Origin of the sequence: Dysgonomonas sp. UBA7630, assembly GCF_002483985.1 — a bacterium.
Classification (GTDB): domain Bacteria; phylum Bacteroidota; class Bacteroidia; order Bacteroidales; family Dysgonomonadaceae; genus Dysgonomonas.
Genome location: NZ_DLIY01000016.1, coordinates 40,785 through 56,021 on the forward strand (window position 1 = coordinate 40,785; position 15,237 = coordinate 56,021).

22 protein-coding genes are annotated in these 15,237 nt (G+C 36.1%); 5 read left to right on the forward strand and 17 right to left on the reverse strand.

Annotation, left to right across the window (positions count from 1 at the left end; all coding sequences use genetic code 11):
* Both B3P17_RS06215 and B3P17_RS06220 read left to right on the forward strand, forming a co-directional pair.
* Window positions 1-528: glucosaminidase domain-containing protein (locus B3P17_RS06215; RefSeq protein WP_291104424.1), on the forward strand; the 528-nt coding region annotated here is incomplete at its 5' end.
* Window positions 525-1,082: a hypothetical protein gene (locus B3P17_RS06220; protein ID WP_291104427.1), complete on the forward strand. Its 558-nt coding sequence runs from the start codon at window positions 525-527 to the stop codon at window positions 1,080-1,082. The genes B3P17_RS06215 and B3P17_RS06220, both read left to right, overlap by 4 nt.
* A 471-nt stretch (window positions 1,083-1,553) precedes the next feature.
* Here B3P17_RS06220 and B3P17_RS06225 read toward each other — a convergent pair whose 3' ends face one another.
* Window positions 1,554-2,060 carry a VRR-NUC domain-containing protein gene (locus B3P17_RS06225; RefSeq protein ID WP_313609267.1) on the reverse strand — a complete coding sequence of 169 codons (507 nt, stop codon included), beginning with the start codon at window positions 2,058-2,060 and terminating at the stop codon, window positions 1,554-1,556.
* Between the two features lie 74 nt (window positions 2,061-2,134).
* On the opposite strand from B3P17_RS06225, the gene B3P17_RS06230 reads away from it, so the two are divergent.
* Both B3P17_RS06230 and B3P17_RS06235 read left to right on the forward strand, forming a co-directional pair.
* Window positions 2,135-2,590 carry a LexA family protein gene (locus B3P17_RS06230; protein ID WP_291104429.1) on the forward strand — a complete coding sequence of 152 codons (456 nt, stop codon included), beginning with the start codon at window positions 2,135-2,137 and terminating at the stop codon, window positions 2,588-2,590.
* Between the two features lies 1 nt (window position 2,591).
* Window positions 2,592-3,845, forward strand: a complete 1,254-nt coding sequence (locus tag B3P17_RS06235; protein ID WP_291104432.1) for a Y-family DNA polymerase — start codon at window positions 2,592-2,594, stop codon at window positions 3,843-3,845.
* Window positions 3,846-3,875: 30 nt separating this feature from the next.
* On the opposite strand, the gene B3P17_RS06240 is transcribed toward B3P17_RS06235, so the two are convergent.
* Window positions 3,876-4,787, reverse strand: a complete 912-nt coding sequence (locus B3P17_RS06240) for a hypothetical protein (RefSeq protein ID WP_291104434.1) — start codon at window positions 4,785-4,787, stop codon at window positions 3,876-3,878.
* Window positions 4,788-5,740: 953 nt separating this feature from the next.
* Here B3P17_RS06240 and B3P17_RS06245 point away from each other — a divergent pair.
* On the forward strand, window positions 5,741-6,439 hold the full coding sequence (locus tag B3P17_RS06245; RefSeq protein ID WP_291104436.1) for an SOS response-associated peptidase: 699 nt from the start codon (window positions 5,741-5,743) through the stop codon (window positions 6,437-6,439).
* A gap of 1 nt (window position 6,440) precedes the next feature.
* On the opposite strand, the gene B3P17_RS06250 is transcribed toward B3P17_RS06245, so the two are convergent.
* The 15 genes from B3P17_RS06250 to B3P17_RS06315 all read right to left on the reverse strand — a co-directional run bounded on the left by B3P17_RS06250 (window position 6,441) and on the right by B3P17_RS06315 (window position 15,225).
* Entirely contained in the window at window positions 6,441-6,689 is a 249-nt protein-coding gene (locus B3P17_RS06250) for a hypothetical protein (protein ID WP_291104439.1), read from the reverse strand.
* A 91-nt stretch (window positions 6,690-6,780) separates the two neighbouring features.
* Window positions 6,781-7,071 carry an HNH endonuclease gene (locus tag B3P17_RS06255; RefSeq protein WP_291104442.1) on the reverse strand — a complete coding sequence of 97 codons (291 nt, stop codon included), beginning with the start codon at window positions 7,069-7,071 and terminating at the stop codon, window positions 6,781-6,783.
* A gap of 3 nt (window positions 7,072-7,074) precedes the next feature.
* Window positions 7,075-7,473: a hypothetical protein gene (locus B3P17_RS06260; RefSeq protein WP_291104445.1), complete on the reverse strand. Its 399-nt coding sequence runs from the start codon at window positions 7,471-7,473 to the stop codon at window positions 7,075-7,077.
* Window positions 7,460-8,323 (reverse strand): HNH endonuclease signature motif containing protein, encoded by an 864-nt coding sequence (locus tag B3P17_RS06265; RefSeq protein ID WP_291104448.1) that lies wholly within the window; start codon window positions 8,321-8,323, stop codon window positions 7,460-7,462. The genes B3P17_RS06260 and B3P17_RS06265 overlap by 14 nt, the downstream gene beginning before the upstream one ends.
* Complete coding sequence (locus B3P17_RS06270) at window positions 8,320-8,565, reverse strand: hypothetical protein (protein WP_291104451.1); 246 nt, start codon at window positions 8,563-8,565, stop codon at window positions 8,320-8,322. The genes B3P17_RS06265 and B3P17_RS06270 overlap by 4 nt, the downstream gene beginning before the upstream one ends.
* Window positions 8,565-9,572 (reverse strand): recombinase family protein, encoded by a 1,008-nt coding sequence (locus B3P17_RS06275; protein WP_291104454.1) that lies wholly within the window; start codon window positions 9,570-9,572, stop codon window positions 8,565-8,567. The genes B3P17_RS06270 and B3P17_RS06275 overlap by 1 nt, the downstream gene beginning before the upstream one ends.
* A gap of 17 nt (window positions 9,573-9,589) precedes the next feature.
* Window positions 9,590-10,975 carry a DEAD/DEAH box helicase gene (locus B3P17_RS06280; protein ID WP_291104457.1) on the reverse strand — a complete coding sequence of 462 codons (1,386 nt, stop codon included), beginning with the start codon at window positions 10,973-10,975 and terminating at the stop codon, window positions 9,590-9,592.
* Between the two features lie 4 nt (window positions 10,976-10,979).
* Window positions 10,980-11,738: a DUF4494 family protein gene (locus B3P17_RS06285; protein ID WP_252639417.1), complete on the reverse strand. Its 759-nt coding sequence runs from the start codon at window positions 11,736-11,738 to the stop codon at window positions 10,980-10,982.
* A gap of 11 nt (window positions 11,739-11,749) precedes the next feature.
* Entirely contained in the window at window positions 11,750-12,175 is a 426-nt protein-coding gene (locus tag B3P17_RS06290; protein ID WP_291104461.1) for a hypothetical protein, read from the reverse strand.
* 19 nt (window positions 12,176-12,194) lie between these two features.
* Window positions 12,195-12,392, reverse strand: coding sequence for a hypothetical protein (locus tag B3P17_RS06295; protein WP_291104464.1), 198 nt, complete (start codon window positions 12,390-12,392; stop codon window positions 12,195-12,197).
* A gap of 2 nt (window positions 12,393-12,394) precedes the next feature.
* Window positions 12,395-12,985: an MBL fold metallo-hydrolase gene (locus B3P17_RS06300; protein WP_291104467.1), complete on the reverse strand. Its 591-nt coding sequence runs from the start codon at window positions 12,983-12,985 to the stop codon at window positions 12,395-12,397.
* Complete coding sequence (locus tag B3P17_RS15875; RefSeq protein WP_409517026.1) at window positions 12,972-13,142, reverse strand: MBL fold metallo-hydrolase; 171 nt, start codon at window positions 13,140-13,142, stop codon at window positions 12,972-12,974. The genes B3P17_RS06300 and B3P17_RS15875 overlap by 14 nt, the downstream gene beginning before the upstream one ends.
* On the reverse strand, window positions 13,142-13,714 hold the full coding sequence (locus B3P17_RS06305; protein ID WP_291104470.1) for an NUMOD4 motif-containing HNH endonuclease: 573 nt from the start codon (window positions 13,712-13,714) through the stop codon (window positions 13,142-13,144). The genes B3P17_RS15875 and B3P17_RS06305 overlap by 1 nt, the downstream gene beginning before the upstream one ends.
* 180 nt (window positions 13,715-13,894) lie before the next feature.
* On the reverse strand, window positions 13,895-14,287 hold the full coding sequence (locus B3P17_RS06310; RefSeq protein WP_291104472.1) for a hypothetical protein: 393 nt from the start codon (window positions 14,285-14,287) through the stop codon (window positions 13,895-13,897).
* A gap of 41 nt (window positions 14,288-14,328) precedes the next feature.
* Complete coding sequence (locus tag B3P17_RS06315; protein ID WP_291104475.1) at window positions 14,329-15,225, reverse strand: recombinase RecT; 897 nt, start codon at window positions 15,223-15,225, stop codon at window positions 14,329-14,331.
* Between the last annotated feature and the right edge of the window lie 12 nt (window positions 15,226-15,237).

Genomic DNA, 15,237 nt, shown 5'->3' on the forward strand with positions numbered 1-15,237 from the left:
GATTTTGTCAAGGCGGTTTATCCGGCAGCAAAGAGACTGCATGAAGAAAAACCGAATGATTCTATACATCCGATCTTTGAAACGATGCAAGCAGCTTTGGAACGTGGTTGGAGTTTAGATGGCAAGCTTCCGAATAACTTGTTCGGAATAACTAAAGGTAGTTCTTGGTCTGGAAAAACACAGTTGGTTAGAACAACAGAGTACTTCAGCAATCCGAATGTAACTTTTAAGTCTCCTGAAATGGTTGTTGGTACTCCTGAAAAGCTATCGAACGGTAATTACAAATACATAGTGTATCGTTTGTTCCGAGTGTATGATACTTTAGAAGATTGTTTGTACGACCATCAAGCTTTGTTCCGTAAATCGGGTTATGCTGATGCTTGGCCATATAGGAATGATCCAAGAGAATTCGTAAAAAGGTTAATGGATGATACTGGCTGGAAGTATGCCACTGGTCCCGAATATGTCAAGACTGCTCTGTCAATGCTAAATACAGTAGAACAAATCGTAAAAGAAGAAGGATTATGAAAAAATCAACATTAATAGTTCTCTGTGGAATTGTCTGTCTGATTATAGGCTTCTTTATCGGTCGATCTTCCATTGATTCCGAACCGAAGAAAGAATATATAAAGGGTGAAACGCTTACAGGATCAGTAAGTCCGACACAGTTTGAACCGATAAAAGAAGAAAAGCCGGATATCCAATATAAAGACACAGGGAGTATAAAGTATTTGAGCATTCCTGTTGATACATCTGCGATAATTGCTGATTATGAACTAAAGCGAACATACAAGCTTACAGCCTTCGATAATAAGACGCAAGGAAAATTAGAGCTATTTCCCGTAATCCAATATAACAAACTATCGGCTTTAGATTATAACTTCACTCCTGTAATAGAACGCCAGACAATTTATAAGACTAAAGCATGGCAGCCGTTTATCTCTGCATCTTACTCTACTCTTAATTATGTCGGAATTGGAGGCGGTATGTTCTATCACGATATTGGCATTGAATATCAATATCAGAAGAGTTTAAGTAGTCAGGCTAACGGACATTTGTTTGGTGTGAAGTATGGGTTTTAATTTATTAAAGGTTAAACTTATGGAGTCGTTTAGTCGTGAGATTGAATGTTTTTTTAATGTTTATCTTTAGAATGAGTTTGCTAAATATATGATAGCCAAATTTATTTTTAGATTAAAAAAATACATATAATTGTCAATATTTTCTATTTTTGTAACCTTAAATAATATTTAAAGTGGCAAAAAATCATAACCAAATATAAAAGATACCCATCTAGATTTAGTCAGACTTATTTTGGGCGGATTAAATCTAGTAAAGAGATGATTATAATATTTCTTTTAAAGAAATGGAGAAGGAAGTTGGAAATACAACTATTGTTGCAACTAGAATTATTGCTCCTTATTTAGATTCTTTGTTAATTAGATAAGATAAACAAAATATTTATGTTTATTTTATTTCCTCGATAGAGTCGCTTGTCTGGGAAGATATGCGGCTTATTTTTGCTTTCTCCATAACTGACTTTTATACTTAATTTATCCCAAATACCACTTCAATGCATCGATAGCCTCTTTTGCAGATCGGACAACTACATATTTATTTCCGGCTTTTTCTGATTGTTTTTGAAACTCTATTTGTTCATCGGATTGTCTACCTGTTGGTGTTTTAAACTCAAGACAAAGGCAAGAGAACCCCTTTTTCGGTATAAGCAGTAGCACATCACTAACACCAGATTTTACCCCTTGTGCTTTTAGGTTCTTTGCTTCAATGATATTTCGGGAACCTCCATTGGGTACAGCCAGAAGGAGTTTATTTGGTAGCTTTGGAAAGAATAACGGTACTTGATTGAAGAACTCTGTCTGCATTCGTTCTTCCGGCTTATCATGCTTCTTGCCTTTTTGGGATGGATTTCTCTTTTCCGAAAAACACTGATAACATACCGGGCCTTCAGGAGTAGATATTACAGATACGGTTCGTTTTTTGCATTCAATGCAGCTTTGAGGATCATGAGCCATTTTATATTTAAAATATAAAAATTTCATCTTTAGTTAAACTCATATAATTAACATCGAAGAACTATTTTCTTATATATTTTTGCCATCGAATAGCAAAATAAATGGACAAAAAGAAGGCACTTACATTTTTAGCCGTAGAGACGAGTAATGAAATTTTATTACCCTTCGTTGGAGGCGTTAAAGCAGGATTCCCAAGCCCCGCTCAAGATTATATTGATTCCTCTATTGATCTAAACAAGGAACTAATAAAGCATCCTTCAGCTACATTTATCGCTAAGGTTACAGGTGATAGTTTGAAAGATGCCGGATTAGATATAGGTGATCTTGTCTTAGTCGATAAATCAGAACCCTTTGTTCATGGAAAAATGGCTATCTGCTTTATTGATGGGGAATTTACAGCAAAATATCTTAATCTCAAAGAAAAGGATAAAGGTATAATCTGGCTTCACTCCGCAAATAATAAATATGAGCCGATAAAAGTCACACCCGAAAACGACTTTGTTATTTGGGGTATGATAATAGAGATAATAAAGAAACCGCCTGTAATGGACTTCTGATATGTTTGCCCTAGTTGATTGTAATAACTTCTATGCTTCTTGCGAGAGGGTATTTCGCCCTGATTTAAGAAATGTGCCTATCGTTGTTTTAAGCAACAATGACGGCTGTGTTATTGCACGATCTAACGAAAGCAAGAAGATAGGAGTTAAAATGGGTGTTCCTGCTTATCAGATCAAAGAAGAAATAAAGAGACACGAAATAAAGGTCTTTTCTTCAAATTATACGCTTTACGGTGATATGAGCAACAGGGTAATGACTATTCTTTCGTCATTCACTCCAAATATGGAAGTATACTCTATTGATGAGGCATTCCTCGACTTATCAGGTTTTAGCGATTTAAAAGAATACGGTAAGCATATTGTTGATACAACTACCAAATGGACCGGTATACCTGTTTCAATGGGTGTTGCTCCAACAAAAACTCTGGCCAAGATAGCAAACAAGTTTGCGAAGAAGTATAAAAAATACGAAGGGATATGTATTATAGATACCGATGAAAAACGCATCAAGGCTCTTCAAAAGACCGAGATTGGTGATGTGTGGGGCATTGGCCATCGTACAGAGAAGAAACTGAAATTGCAAGGTGTAAACACTGCTTATGATTTCACACAGATGCATCGATCATGGGTGCGTAAATATATGACTGTTGTAGGAGAACGAACCTGGCTTGAACTTCAAGGAGAATCATGTATAAGTCTGGAAGAGATACAGCCGGATAAGAAGCAAATTTGTACCTCAAGAGCATTTGGTAAGACCGTAACCGAACTAGAACAAATGAGAGAGGCTGTAGCCTACTACGCTTCTTTATGCTCGGAAAAATTGCGAGAGCAAAAATCTTGTGCCTGTTCGCTTATGGTATTTATACACACCAATAATTTCAGAGAAGATCTTCCTCAATATTTCAGAAACAGTGTTATCGAATTGCCGGTACCGACAAACAGCACCTTAGAGATTACTAAGTATGCATTAGAAGCTTTGGGGAATATATTCAAACCGGGATATCAATATAAAAAAGCAGGCGTTATTATTACCGAAATAGCACCTGATACAGGAATTCAAACACATTTATTTGATAATGTAGATCGTGATAAACACAACAGGTTAATGAAAGTTGTAGATAACCTGAATAAAGGATTTACCCGCAATGTTCTAAACTTAGCGATACAGGGAACAAATAAAACATGGACTCTCCGGCGTGAACTTTTGAGCCCATGTTATACTACAAAACTGAGTGATGTTATCCTTTTAAAATAAGGAATTTATTTTAAAAGGGAAACCTATTATTTAAAGAGAAAAACGGTCTTCACCAATAAAAAGATAATTTACGAATATGTTTTGAGTATATCTAGGAGTTGACCTCGTAATATCAGATTTATTGTCATAGATTGACCCGTTAACTTTGAAAACTCTACTAGAAGACAAGACGCTTCCATCGTTATATTCTATCTCAACCAAAACGCTAACATACATTTCAGGGAAAGTATCCAAAAATGACATATAAAAATCTACATATCTTGTGTCACGTAAATACATATAGCCACCAGGGAGAATTTTAGTCTGTAATTTGAGACTGCCCTTATCAGTATTGGCACTATACCAGTCATTTTGGATTTGCTCATATTTTAAACCTCGTATTTTTTTATCACTGCTACTAGCTGATATTACATCACCTACTGTTACCTTATAGTCTTTAATTAAAGGAAGTAAGGCCGGATTGATTATTATTGATTCTTTTTTTACTTCAGGTTTTATGTAAAGAGATCGCTCAACATCATACCTTTCAGTATCTACAGGAACACTAAAAGAGTTTACAAAAGCATACTTTTTAACAGTTATTTTCGGTAATTCCTTAAGTCCCCAGACACCTAGTACTTCATTATTGTTTAAAAGACCAAGATTTATATTGTCTATAGATTTAATTAATCCATCAAATTTGCCAACAACCTCTCCCGTTAATTTAATATTACCACTGAAATCATATCTTTGGATGACAGTTTCCTTTTTTGATGTAAAGAAAGACGCACCACCAAGTAAGCTGGAGGCTATTGAAACTGCAGAATTTATAATCCCTATAGTTCCTATAATACTTTTAGTTGACTTATTATGGCCATTTAATAGTTCGCTTGATGTTTTAGTACTCGGTTTTTTAAATAAATTAGCAAAAGTACTTGTTGCTCCGGTAAAGCTTGATGTCATGTTTAGAAAACTTTTCCATGAATCCAAGCTGTTAGAAGTCACTGTTGTCGGAACCACAACCTGACCGGAAAATGTTCCTGTTCCTGTTAATTCGTATCGGTTAATACTGTATCCTGTAATACTGATAATTGGATTTTGATTTAAAGTGCCATAAGGTAATTCAAAAGTAAAACAATTCCAACNNGAATGACAATATTTGATGTTATTGCATACGTCTGTCCCTGACTACTTAGATTGGAAAACCTTTCATTAGCAGGTAAAAGAGAAGAAGGTTGTGATGTACTTAAAACCCACTTCACATTCTGATTTTGTTCTGCAGCATCAGAGAAGTAAAAACCTTTCAGGATACCAGTTCTCTTGTTATAAAAAAGCATATAATTCGGTTCTGCCAGATTCAATCTCTCTAACGTATGCCCCAACATTATCCATCCATCCTCCTTTTTCACATCTATTCTTATATTTTCTGGTATTCTCATCGAATTTCCGAAATTAGTATACCAAGGAGGATCGACTTCTCCTTCTCTGTTGAGGAAGATGTTGTTCACCTTAGTCCAATCATCCCAATAATAATATAGATTGGGATTACTGGATGATTCTTTTCCTAAAGAAGGACTGACCATTCCTTTGGTCGTTTTTCCATTAGAATAATCATCTGTCACTAATTCATTCTCACTATCAGTACAGCCAAGTAGTAAAACTGCTATCGACAAAATAGCCATGTAGAAATTCCTTTTCATAAGCATAGATTTATGTTTAATAAAAATTTAAGCTAGCAGAAGTTCTTCTGCATAATAAATACTTTTATATCAATTTATTCTAGGCAATTCTCCGAATTCTTTTTGTAGATATATACTTAACGAATTCTAATAAACGATTGTTCATTTGTTAATTTTATAGATGAGAAACGACTCTTACAACTTTTTGATTATTAAATTGTTTCTAATAGAAAAATTATGTGTTTTCATAACTCCATGAGTGCAAAAGCTAAGAAGCTTGCAGCTCGATATAATCTAAAGACTGATATTGTTGAGATATATAAAGAAATTCTTGAAGAAAACTACCATGTTAATGCTTTCACACATCCATTATATCCAATCGCAACAGGTGACAATGAATTACAAGCTTTTCATTGGGGGTTAGTTCCATTTTGGGTAAAATCTGAGGAACAGGCGAAGGAGATCGAGAATATGACAATCAATGCGAAGGCAGATACCGTGTTCGAAAAACCGTCATTCAGACATTCGATTATGTCAAAACGTTGTATCGTTCCGTCAACAGGTTTCTTTGAATGGCGACATGAAGGGAAAGATAAAATACCTTACTTTATTCAGGTGAAAAATGAAGATATTTTCTCTATGGCCGGAATATTCGATGTTTGGAACAATCCGCAAACAGGTGAAATATACCATTCATTCTCTATAATAACAAGTGAGGCTAATTCTTTAATGGAATATATCCATAATACAAAAAAACGTATGCCTGTTATACTATCATCTGAAGACGAGCAAAGATGGATTGATCCGGATTTAAATAAAGAAGGCATCAAAGAGTTGTTAAAACCTCTTGATGCCAATAAAATGAGCGCATATATTATCAATAAAGACTTTCTAAAAAAGAATCCCAAAGATAAAAGTATTATTGAGGCAGCATAATCTATTCACTTCTTCTGCAGACATAATTTATATTTGCATCGTGGAAACCTTCTCCTATTTCTAAATCCTTCAGTTTTATCTTGTACAAATAAACAGGAGGTATTTGTGTAAATTCCTTTACATACTCAAGGCTCTTTTTGTAATCAGGTATATCTTTTCTCTTTTTGGAAATAACATCTAAGTCCTTTTGTTTCAAAATAAGATATCCGTAATCCTCAGGGTCACGTTCTACACCGTCTCTAAATTTCATAATTAATGTTAGTTTTACACAAATGTATATTATATAAATGATGAAAGAGAATAAAGCGAAGTCCAGTTATTAACAGCTTATCTTTATTTGATCATAACCCTAGTTCTATAAGATTTTGCTTGTTATTTCTCCTCCTAGCTTTCTCTTTAGCATCATATCTCAAATGACATCTTTGGCATAAAGCAGCAAGCCTATCATAAGAGATGTTCCAGTTTTCTTCGTCATGGTCTAAATGTGCGATAGTCAGCACAATCTTCTTTCCGTCTCGAATCGAATAGTTTTCAACCCCGCAATGCTCACAGCAATTGTTTGCTCTCTCAAGTATCGCGGGGCGAATCTCTGTTTTCCAATTCGGAGGATAACGTTTGTAATCTATTGGCATAGCTTACGCTTTCAATAATTGTAACGTCTGCACTTTCACTTTCTCGAGATCGATAATCGATTTCATCGTTTCATTTATCGCAGAAGCTTGAGGAATATATTCCTTATTTTCCTGTACCCTTTTGATGGTATCGAGTAAAGTGTTTTGTAGCTGCTCGTACATAGCACCGCTTTGTGATACCATTTGCATAACGGTAGGATTACGAACCATTTCATTATCTTTTTTCAGAGAGAAGAAGCTTAATTCTGCATCAATATCGTCAAGAGATATTTTTATATCTCCATTATCGGTTTTCAAGATTCCGAAAGGCTCTGCTATTTCTACATCATGCACGGTTACAATACCGCTTTCATATCGGTAAACGTTACCGATCATTTGTTTTAATCTGTCAATTGCTCTCATTTTGTTCTTTTATTTTACGAGTTAATATCATTTGTTGTCTTTTAATCTCTATCAATTCGGGATAGGACTCTACTATTTTATTTCTTTGATCTTTTGTTGATTTCTGACCGAGTAGGCAAAAGGCTACAAAGCCATCTGCTAAATTGACAGTTCCGGAATTACGCAACTGTATCCCTCTATCGGTAATACATTCCAAGTTTTCTAATACACAGTTCATTGAATCACCGTCTTTAAATATTACATTATATCCTTTGGGTACTGGGCCAAAAGCTTGCTCCCATAAAAAGCGATGATAGTGTTTGAATCTTCCATCAACTTTAATATGTTTTAGCATACGTCCATAATGTTTCCATGCTCTGATTGTTCCATCTTTAGCAACTTCTTTTATCCCCAATGTATATACATTTTTATCTTTACTCCATGCATGTGTGAGTCCAATTTGAATATTACGCTTTCTTATTGCATTATATTCATCAATAGATCTCTTTAAACCAAGCAGATTCATTTTCTTTTCAATATGCTTTTTTTTGAATATACGATATACCTTCTTGCCATTTATAACCCGGAATGTCCGCTTTAATTTATTTAAATCTATAGCCAGTTCTTTATCCCCTTTAGTTTGATAATTATCAATAAGATATTGGATATCTTCTTTACACCAGCGTATTTGCACTTGTTTTGCTAACTTCATTCGAATACATTGATGTCGTAAAGCTTGGATAGTAGCCGTTTTGTTTAATTCCTTAATGGCTACAAACAGCTGTTTCCATGTCATTTGATAATAATTATTACGAATGAATTTAATATCGTCTTCCGACCATGAAACAGGTATCTTAGGTTTAGCTTTCATATAAGTTCATCAATTAAGGCGGCCGCTTCATCGCCGTAGTATTTGAATATTATTTCATCACATGATAAATCCGAATCATCTGGATGTGTTTTATGTAGATATTCATCGAATTTAACAATGTCTATCATTATCTTAGCACAAGCAGAAGTCATAAGAGTATCTATAAATTGGCCGATTCCTACTCCGAATACCTCTCTGAAATACTCTTTAAGTTCTGTTAATTCTTTAATATTATAAGCCATTAGTACCTCTCTCTCTTAGATTTGCATCTTAGTTGCCCTCTCTGTCTATACTCATTGGATAGATAGGTATCATCGGCAACGTAATCATAGACTGTGTCATAATCTACTTTGTCCGAAAAGCGTTGATGTATTTCAGGCAAAGTAAGATTGTCAAGAATATATTTCTCAATAGCATCTCTTTCAATATTTTCATGTTCTGATACCTTAAATGCATCATTATACTGATATGATATTTCCCTATATACAGGTTCTATACCCACAATTCCTATTATAGACAAATCCTTATTCTCTCTATATGCAGATTGAATATGCTTGTAATACAATCCATAACTAACTGCATTTCTTTTCGTCATATGAATTTTGTTCCCATTTGAGTATGTGAGATTATACCCATCTAAAACACCTTTAAATACTTTGCTTTTCGTTAAATGATATCCAACTGTAAGCCTGTGGATTCCTATAGTTTCGGCTATTGACGTGAGGCTTAATCCATTTTCAGCCATCTCGATCATTCGTCCTAAATCATTATCGCTTACATAAGATACTTTTTTGGGACTTCGAGGGGTTCCAAGAAGAACGCCAGCCTTTCGCCTAACCATTAATGCTTCTTTTGTCCTCAAGGCTATCATGTCTCTTTCTATTTGAGATGCAAGACTGAAAGCAAAGGCTAATACAGTTGATTGAATATTATCTCCTAAAACATAATTATCCTTTACTGTATAAATCATTATTTCGTTCTTCATGCAATATTCTAAAATAGACATTACCATCAGCATCTTTCTACCCAATCTGGATAGCTCCGAACAAACGATGATATCACCTTTTTGACATTTTTTCATCAAAACACCGAGTTGTCTTTTTTCGGGGTCTTTTATTCCAGACACCCCTTCATCAGAAATCCAATCCGATACTTCCCATTCTTTATTCTTTGCAAAATCAATCACGCCCTGTTTTTGATTATTCACATCCTGCTCATCAGAGCTAACTCTTAAATATCCGTAAACCATAACTACACATTTTTAAATTACAAACTCCCCTCAATAGCCGCTTTCAAATTCATATTCGCAGCGTGCCAATCAAATGATTTAAGCATCCATTCCCGGTATTCTTTAGGAATATCTTTAAAACTTTCGCCCTTATATTTTCCGAATGGCATAGTATCAAGAGGTTTGCCGATTGAGTTATTTTGCTGTATTGACTTCTCCGCATCGCCTTTCTTTACTGTGCCGATCTCATGTATAGGAATACCAGATAAAAGCCTTCCTCCAGTACCGTACATCTTCCAGATTCGCTCTTTCTCGAATGTTATATCTTCTACTTTTCCGAAACGATCTACATTGCCTGCAAGGTCAGATATTAAGCAATTCTCTTTCTCATCGTCGATACGTGTTCCTCTTCCTAATATCTGATAATACAGAGCGATAGAAGCCGTTGAGATACCGAGAATAATACAATCGATCTTGGTATAGTCAAAACCTGTTGAAAGAACACGCACATTGAATATGACACGAATATTACCTTTTCTGAATTCGGATATCACTCGCTCACGTTCCGATGCGTGCATACCTGAATAAATGGCTGCCGAATTCGGGTACTCTTGTGCAAATTGAATCGCTTCATCTATCGATGGGACAAATGCCAGGATATGCTTTCGAGCACTATTCACATCAAGCTCTTGTTTTATCTGATTATGTATGTCATTGGCCGCAAAGGCACGTTGCATACTATCTTCTGTAAACTCAGATTTTGAAGAGTTGTAAACGAGCTGTGAACTGTCGAATCCGGATGTTTTATAAACAAGCTTACTCCAGAACCCTAATTCGATCATTTCCTGAACTTGGCTCACATGAACAATATCTTTGAAGAAGTTTCCTTTCTTGGACCTACTTGTCAACATTACCAATTTAGAGAACCGTTCACCATCGAGGCCTGTATTTGCTTGTAACTTGATCGGCGTTGCTGTTATACCCAGTACATGCGATATCTCGCTATCTTCAAGAAATGTTCCGAGCATAGAATCGGCTTCACGCGGGTAAAGATGTGCTTCATCGATCAGCATTTTCTTAAATCCAAGCTGCTTGAAAGTCTTTCCGATTTTCTTTATACTTCCGATTGTTGCATAAGTGATTTTATTGATATCCTTACGACCGAAAGAAGCGGAATAAACACCCGCTTGTGCCCCGAAGTCGCCACATAGGGAAACGTACTTCTTATAGTTTTGTTCCAAAAGTTCTTTACTGGGTTGTATCACAAGAAGCTTATCTTCTATCTCATTTGCCACGAAAGCGGTAAGGATAGATTTACCCCAAGCAGTGGGTAATACTATGAGCGAAGGAGCCGGGCGTTTCTCCTTGAAAAACGCCGTTGCCTTGCTTATTGGTTCTACCTGATTTTTACGAAGTGTTATCATAGGATTAATCTTCTACGGTTATTTTAGTAAGATCTTCGTCCGAATAATAGACTAAGTTTTCATCGGGCATAAAAACGTCTACGATATTGAGTTCTTCGATTTTTTTGAAAGTGTTGTAGATACTGTCGAACTCGTTTTGAGTCATGACAGCTTTGATAGCCGCCATTGCTTTATCGAAAGATGTCGCTTGTACAAGAACGTTCCTAGAGCCTGCGCTGCTTCCTTCTCCTTCGTCCTCTCCATCATCGAATAGAGAATAGATCTGAGCTTTGTACCAGCAGATACGTTTCTTATTCAGTTCCAATTGCTCTTTCTCAGAATCATAGATCTTGATAACCTTGTTGTAATCCTGTTCATTGATTTTAATAAGCTTGAAGACAGCTTCCATGTTTACTTCGAGAAATTCGGAAATGAATACTTCGGCTGCCGCAGGACTGTCAGCTGTCACTATATAGCTTTTCTTGTTTCCTTTTCCTGTCAGAACTTTGATAACTGTTTCCCAGAGATTGAGATTCTTATCTTGTTCTCCAAGCAGAGGAACATTTGATACCTTAATGGTTTTAATACCGTTTTCAAGAAGAAGCGATTTCATGATGTCGTTTATCTGAGTACCTTTTCCGCAAATGGTTTCGCTTCGTTCCTCTGTAGACCGATCACCGGTATCTTCATCAATAAACTCTTCAGTCCAATACCGTTTTTCTGTTTGCATTAAATACCAGCCGTTGGCTTCTTCTACTGGCAATGTTTTCTTTTGTAATTCCATTTGATTTGATTTTATTTGTTCTCTTCTTTTTCTTTCCAATTTTTGTCAGGATCGGGAATCTCTAAATCGAGATATTCCAATGCGTAAGTTCTAAGTAGTTCGCAATAGCTTGAGAAAGTAACCGTATCCATTGACGCTGTTGAGCTTGGAAACGTAATGATTTCACCAGTGTGCTTATTTATTACTTCATCAGCTGTAAATCTTGTTTTAAAGAACTCATGTACTTGCTCAACGTTTGTATATTCCCAACCTTCGTTAATAAGAGCATACAAGAGCATCGGATAAATACAGCCCCATAACCACTCATTTTGATCGTCAGTCCTTTTCTTACGTTTGGCCTTTATTTCAACCATTCTTATAGTGGGTGTACTTCTCAGCTTATTTAGATAGGTTTCTGCCCTTATCTTTTCTTTATCATCTTGAAAATTGAATTTCATATCGGTAAGAATTTTTTATTTATTCAGGATAATAATCCCATCCGATTTCCCATTCTTCGTCTTGTCGGTCTTCCCAGAACATATCGGGATTAACTGTGTATCCATCTTCAAACAGGAACTCGCCATCTTTTAGTGTAATCCATTCCCAAGGAGAAAAATATGCATGTATAACCTTTATCCCTTTTTGCATTTCGATTATAGCTTCTTGCTTTGTCATAACTAAAAAGGTTCTTTATTAAAATCTATCACCAACCCTTTGAGGGCGATGTGTGCATTCTTGCCTGTCGCTTCTACTACTCTACTTTTGAATAGCTTTGCATCGGAGTTTTGAGGGGATAGGTGTATCAGGACTATGTTTTGCACTCCTTTGAGATCATTCTTTTTCAAGGCTTCAACACACGTTTCAAGGCTCATGTGAGAGCGGATAACACGCTGATAACGCATATTGTCAATCTTGCCGTCAATTAAGTTCTCATTCAATATCCTTTCTTCGTAATTGGCTTCTATCAATATTTGATTGAGTCCTTTGAACGTGTTGGGGATGTAGTGAGTATCGGTGATAAAGGCGCATAATCCCATTTCTTCATGTTGGATAAGGAAACCGAAAGGCTGATTGCAATCGTGCAGTATATCGAATGGCATTACTCCAAACTTGCCAATCTGGTATCTTCTACCTGCTTGTATAGGGTTCATTCCAAAATCACTATTCAGCTTTTGAGATACTGCATCAATTGTTCCTTGTGAAGTATAAACAGGTATTCCCGATTTGATAAAATCTTTTATATGCCCAGCATGGTCAAAGATGTTCATGTGATATACACACGCCTCGTATTTTAGATATATCAAAATTTAGAGCCTCCTTAACCTCAGAAAACTTTACTCCAGCTTCGAGAATAAGAACTTCACTCTTTGATTCGAATAGGTAGCAGTTCCCTTTGCTATTGCTGTTTAATACCTTTAATTTCATTATTCAATACCAATTAATGGAGCAACCTCCCATTTAAAACCTCCTGCTTGTGATCTTACTTTGCCCGGCTTATACTCAGTTCCTTTGGCAACTTGCAATATGTTTCTGGCACAAACACCTGTTTGCATTGATGCTTCTTTAGCATTTGAGAACATAGAAATAAATCTACCTGCAAGTGAGAATTGGATTATACCATCTTGCTCGTGCTTGTTTCTATTTATCATTCCTCGAAGACAATTAGGATTGTGTTCTATTGTTTTAGCAACGTGACTTTTCTTATCAAGACATTGAAGATTACTTAGCTTGTTATTCTGTCTATTGCTGTCGATATGGTCAATGTCATGTTTAGGAGGAATTTCTCCAACAAATGTTTCATAGACTAACCGATGCACCAATACGGTTTTATTACAGTCTTCTTTTTTCAAGACATATCTCAAATAATCACCATATTGATTCTTACTAGCGAGAACATAACCTAATGGGTATTTCTTAAATGATTTTAATCTCCCAAGATTAGATACTTGGTATAAACCCTCGAATCCTTTGATATCTTTCCAAACTTCTTGTTCCATGAGATTTTGTATTTAAAGAGAAAATCCATCAATCAAAAGGAGTGCATAGGGTCGAAGCTGGCACGCCTGATAATTAATGGATTTCTTATTTCTTTTTCTAAACGGCTTCGACCTCGTTAGAACTACTTTAAAATATAGATTGAAATAAGTTTTCTCTATTTGAACCTAAGACGTGGAGTTTCATTTTATCTTGTTAATGTCCATAACTGGAGTTAATCCCTCTTGAGGAACATAGATTATTTGAGGTAAACTTCCTTTATCTGCAAGCTTTTCAAGAGTTCTGATGAATAGGTATTGATTATATGTACTATTCAATGTTCCATTCTCGACTTTCATAGCCTCTGCCATCCCTTTAGCTCTTTCAACTTCTGCTTGAGCGTTCAACTTTTCCGCTTCAAGTTTGGCTTTAGCTTCTTCTACTAAAATTTTACGATTCTGTTCAGCTTTTGCCATTTCGGCTTTACCAGACATTTCTTGTTGCCAAACATTATAAACTGGTATTCCGTACATAATTCCGCCCAATATTAAAGCGGATGCCAATACAACTGCAGTGATGATTCCAAATGTTTTCATATTTATATATGGGTTTTACAAAGCCCGCCCAAGGCATTAAATCAATAAGGAGCTTCGGTTTGAGAATTAGTTGATTGAGATGCTTCTGTAGAAGCTTGTTCTCCCGATATGGGATTTCCCGTGTCGGATTGAGGTGCTTCAGGAATATCCTCAAAGCTTATTTCTTCGGCATTGGCTTTGGCGATAATCTCTTGCCTTGATTCGGTCATAATGTCCGGCTTTTGGTCGTTATCATCAGAACCGTTTTCACCCATCAAAGGAGCATCATTGGAGGCACGAATAAGAAGCTTACACATACGATTGTAAACAGTCTTTATTGCCATCTGGTCAGAGAAGTTCTTGTGAGCATTGGAAGCACCTTTCGAACCTCCTTGCATCCATGCATTACGGATTTGAGTTATATTCATAATCTCCATGTCCTGTGTGCCATCTTCAAGCTCGTAAGTAACATAAGCACCCATCACATCACCGCCGATAGATTCAAGGCTTTGCTTATGATGTATTAGTCTTCGTCTACCATCAACACCAACCTCGAATTTGAAATCATCGCCTTTGAAGATGGCATTTGCTTTATGGTGTTTCAGCCCTCCGTATCTTTTAGCAAGTGCAATGTTTCCTGTATATTCAGGATCGCAAGACAGCTTATCTCCATAGGCTATAAAGTCACACTGCTTCTTGAGTGGAGACAAGGCCCAGACTACCATTTTTAGAAGTGAATTTGCGATGCTTTCTTGTGTGCAAGCTTCCATAACGGGCTTACCTTCTCTTGTTTTTGTTTCTAGGAGTACCAGATAAGCTGCTTTTAAAGCATTCTCGGGGCTATAATCAGATGGAAGGCGAAGTTCGCCTGCTAGTTTAAATGTTTCGATCTTAGCAAGTACTTTTTCTGTGATATTCTTTTGTTGTACTGCTACCTGTTGTTTGTTTTCTGTTGACATGATAATTGTTGT

Bases quoted from the DNA above. Each gene is read 5' to 3' on its own strand.
- B3P17_RS06220 (WP_291104427.1), top strand. From the start codon at position 525: ATGAAAAAATCAACATTAATAGTTCTCTGTGGAATTGTCTGTCTGATT.
- B3P17_RS06225 (WP_313609267.1), bottom strand. From the start codon at position 2,060: ATGAAATTTTTATATTTTAAATATAAAATGGCTCATGATCCTCAAAGC.
- B3P17_RS06230 (WP_291104429.1), top strand. From the start codon at position 2,135: ATGGACAAAAAGAAGGCACTTACATTTTTAGCCGTAGAGACGAGTAAT.
- B3P17_RS06235 (WP_291104432.1), top strand. From the start codon at position 2,592: ATGTTTGCCCTAGTTGATTGTAATAACTTCTATGCTTCTTGCGAGAGG.
- B3P17_RS06240 (WP_291104434.1), bottom strand. From the start codon at position 4,787: ATGACATCAAGCTTTACCGGAGCAACAAGTACTTTTGCTAATTTATTT.
- B3P17_RS06245 (WP_291104436.1), top strand. From the start codon at position 5,741: ATGTGTTTTCATAACTCCATGAGTGCAAAAGCTAAGAAGCTTGCAGCT.
- B3P17_RS06250 (WP_291104439.1), bottom strand. From the start codon at position 6,689: ATGAAATTTAGAGACGGTGTAGAACGTGACCCTGAGGATTACGGATAT.
- B3P17_RS06255 (WP_291104442.1), bottom strand. From the start codon at position 7,071: ATGCCAATAGATTACAAACGTTATCCTCCGAATTGGAAAACAGAGATT.
- B3P17_RS06260 (WP_291104445.1), bottom strand. From the start codon at position 7,473: ATGAGAGCAATTGACAGATTAAAACAAATGATCGGTAACGTTTACCGA.
- B3P17_RS06265 (WP_291104448.1), bottom strand. From the start codon at position 8,323: ATGAAAGCTAAACCTAAGATACCTGTTTCATGGTCGGAAGACGATATT.
- B3P17_RS06270 (WP_291104451.1), bottom strand. From the start codon at position 8,565: ATGGCTTATAATATTAAAGAATTAACAGAACTTAAAGAGTATTTCAGA.
- B3P17_RS06275 (WP_291104454.1), bottom strand. From the start codon at position 9,572: ATGGTTTACGGATATTTAAGAGTTAGCTCTGATGAGCAGGATGTGAAT.
- B3P17_RS06280 (WP_291104457.1), bottom strand. From the start codon at position 10,975: ATGATAACACTTCGTAAAAATCAGGTAGAACCAATAAGCAAGGCAACG.
- B3P17_RS06285 (WP_252639417.1), bottom strand. From the start codon at position 11,738: ATGGAATTACAAAAGAAAACATTGCCAGTAGAAGAAGCCAACGGCTGG.
- B3P17_RS06290 (WP_291104461.1), bottom strand. From the start codon at position 12,175: ATGAAATTCAATTTTCAAGATGATAAAGAAAAGATAAGGGCAGAAACC.
- B3P17_RS06295 (WP_291104464.1), bottom strand. From the start codon at position 12,392: ATGACAAAGCAAGAAGCTATAATCGAAATGCAAAAAGGGATAAAGGTT.
- B3P17_RS06300 (WP_291104467.1), bottom strand. From the start codon at position 12,985: ATGAACATCTTTGACCATGCTGGGCATATAAAAGATTTTATCAAATCG.
- B3P17_RS15875 (WP_409517026.1), bottom strand. From the start codon at position 13,142: ATGAAATTAAAGGTATTAAACAGCAATAGCAAAGGGAACTGCTACCTA.
- B3P17_RS06305 (WP_291104470.1), bottom strand. From the start codon at position 13,714: ATGGAACAAGAAGTTTGGAAAGATATCAAAGGATTCGAGGGTTTATAC.
- B3P17_RS06310 (WP_291104472.1), bottom strand. From the start codon at position 14,287: ATGAAAACATTTGGAATCATCACTGCAGTTGTATTGGCATCCGCTTTA.
- B3P17_RS06315 (WP_291104475.1), bottom strand. From the start codon at position 15,225: ATGTCAACAGAAAACAAACAACAGGTAGCAGTACAACAAAAGAATATC.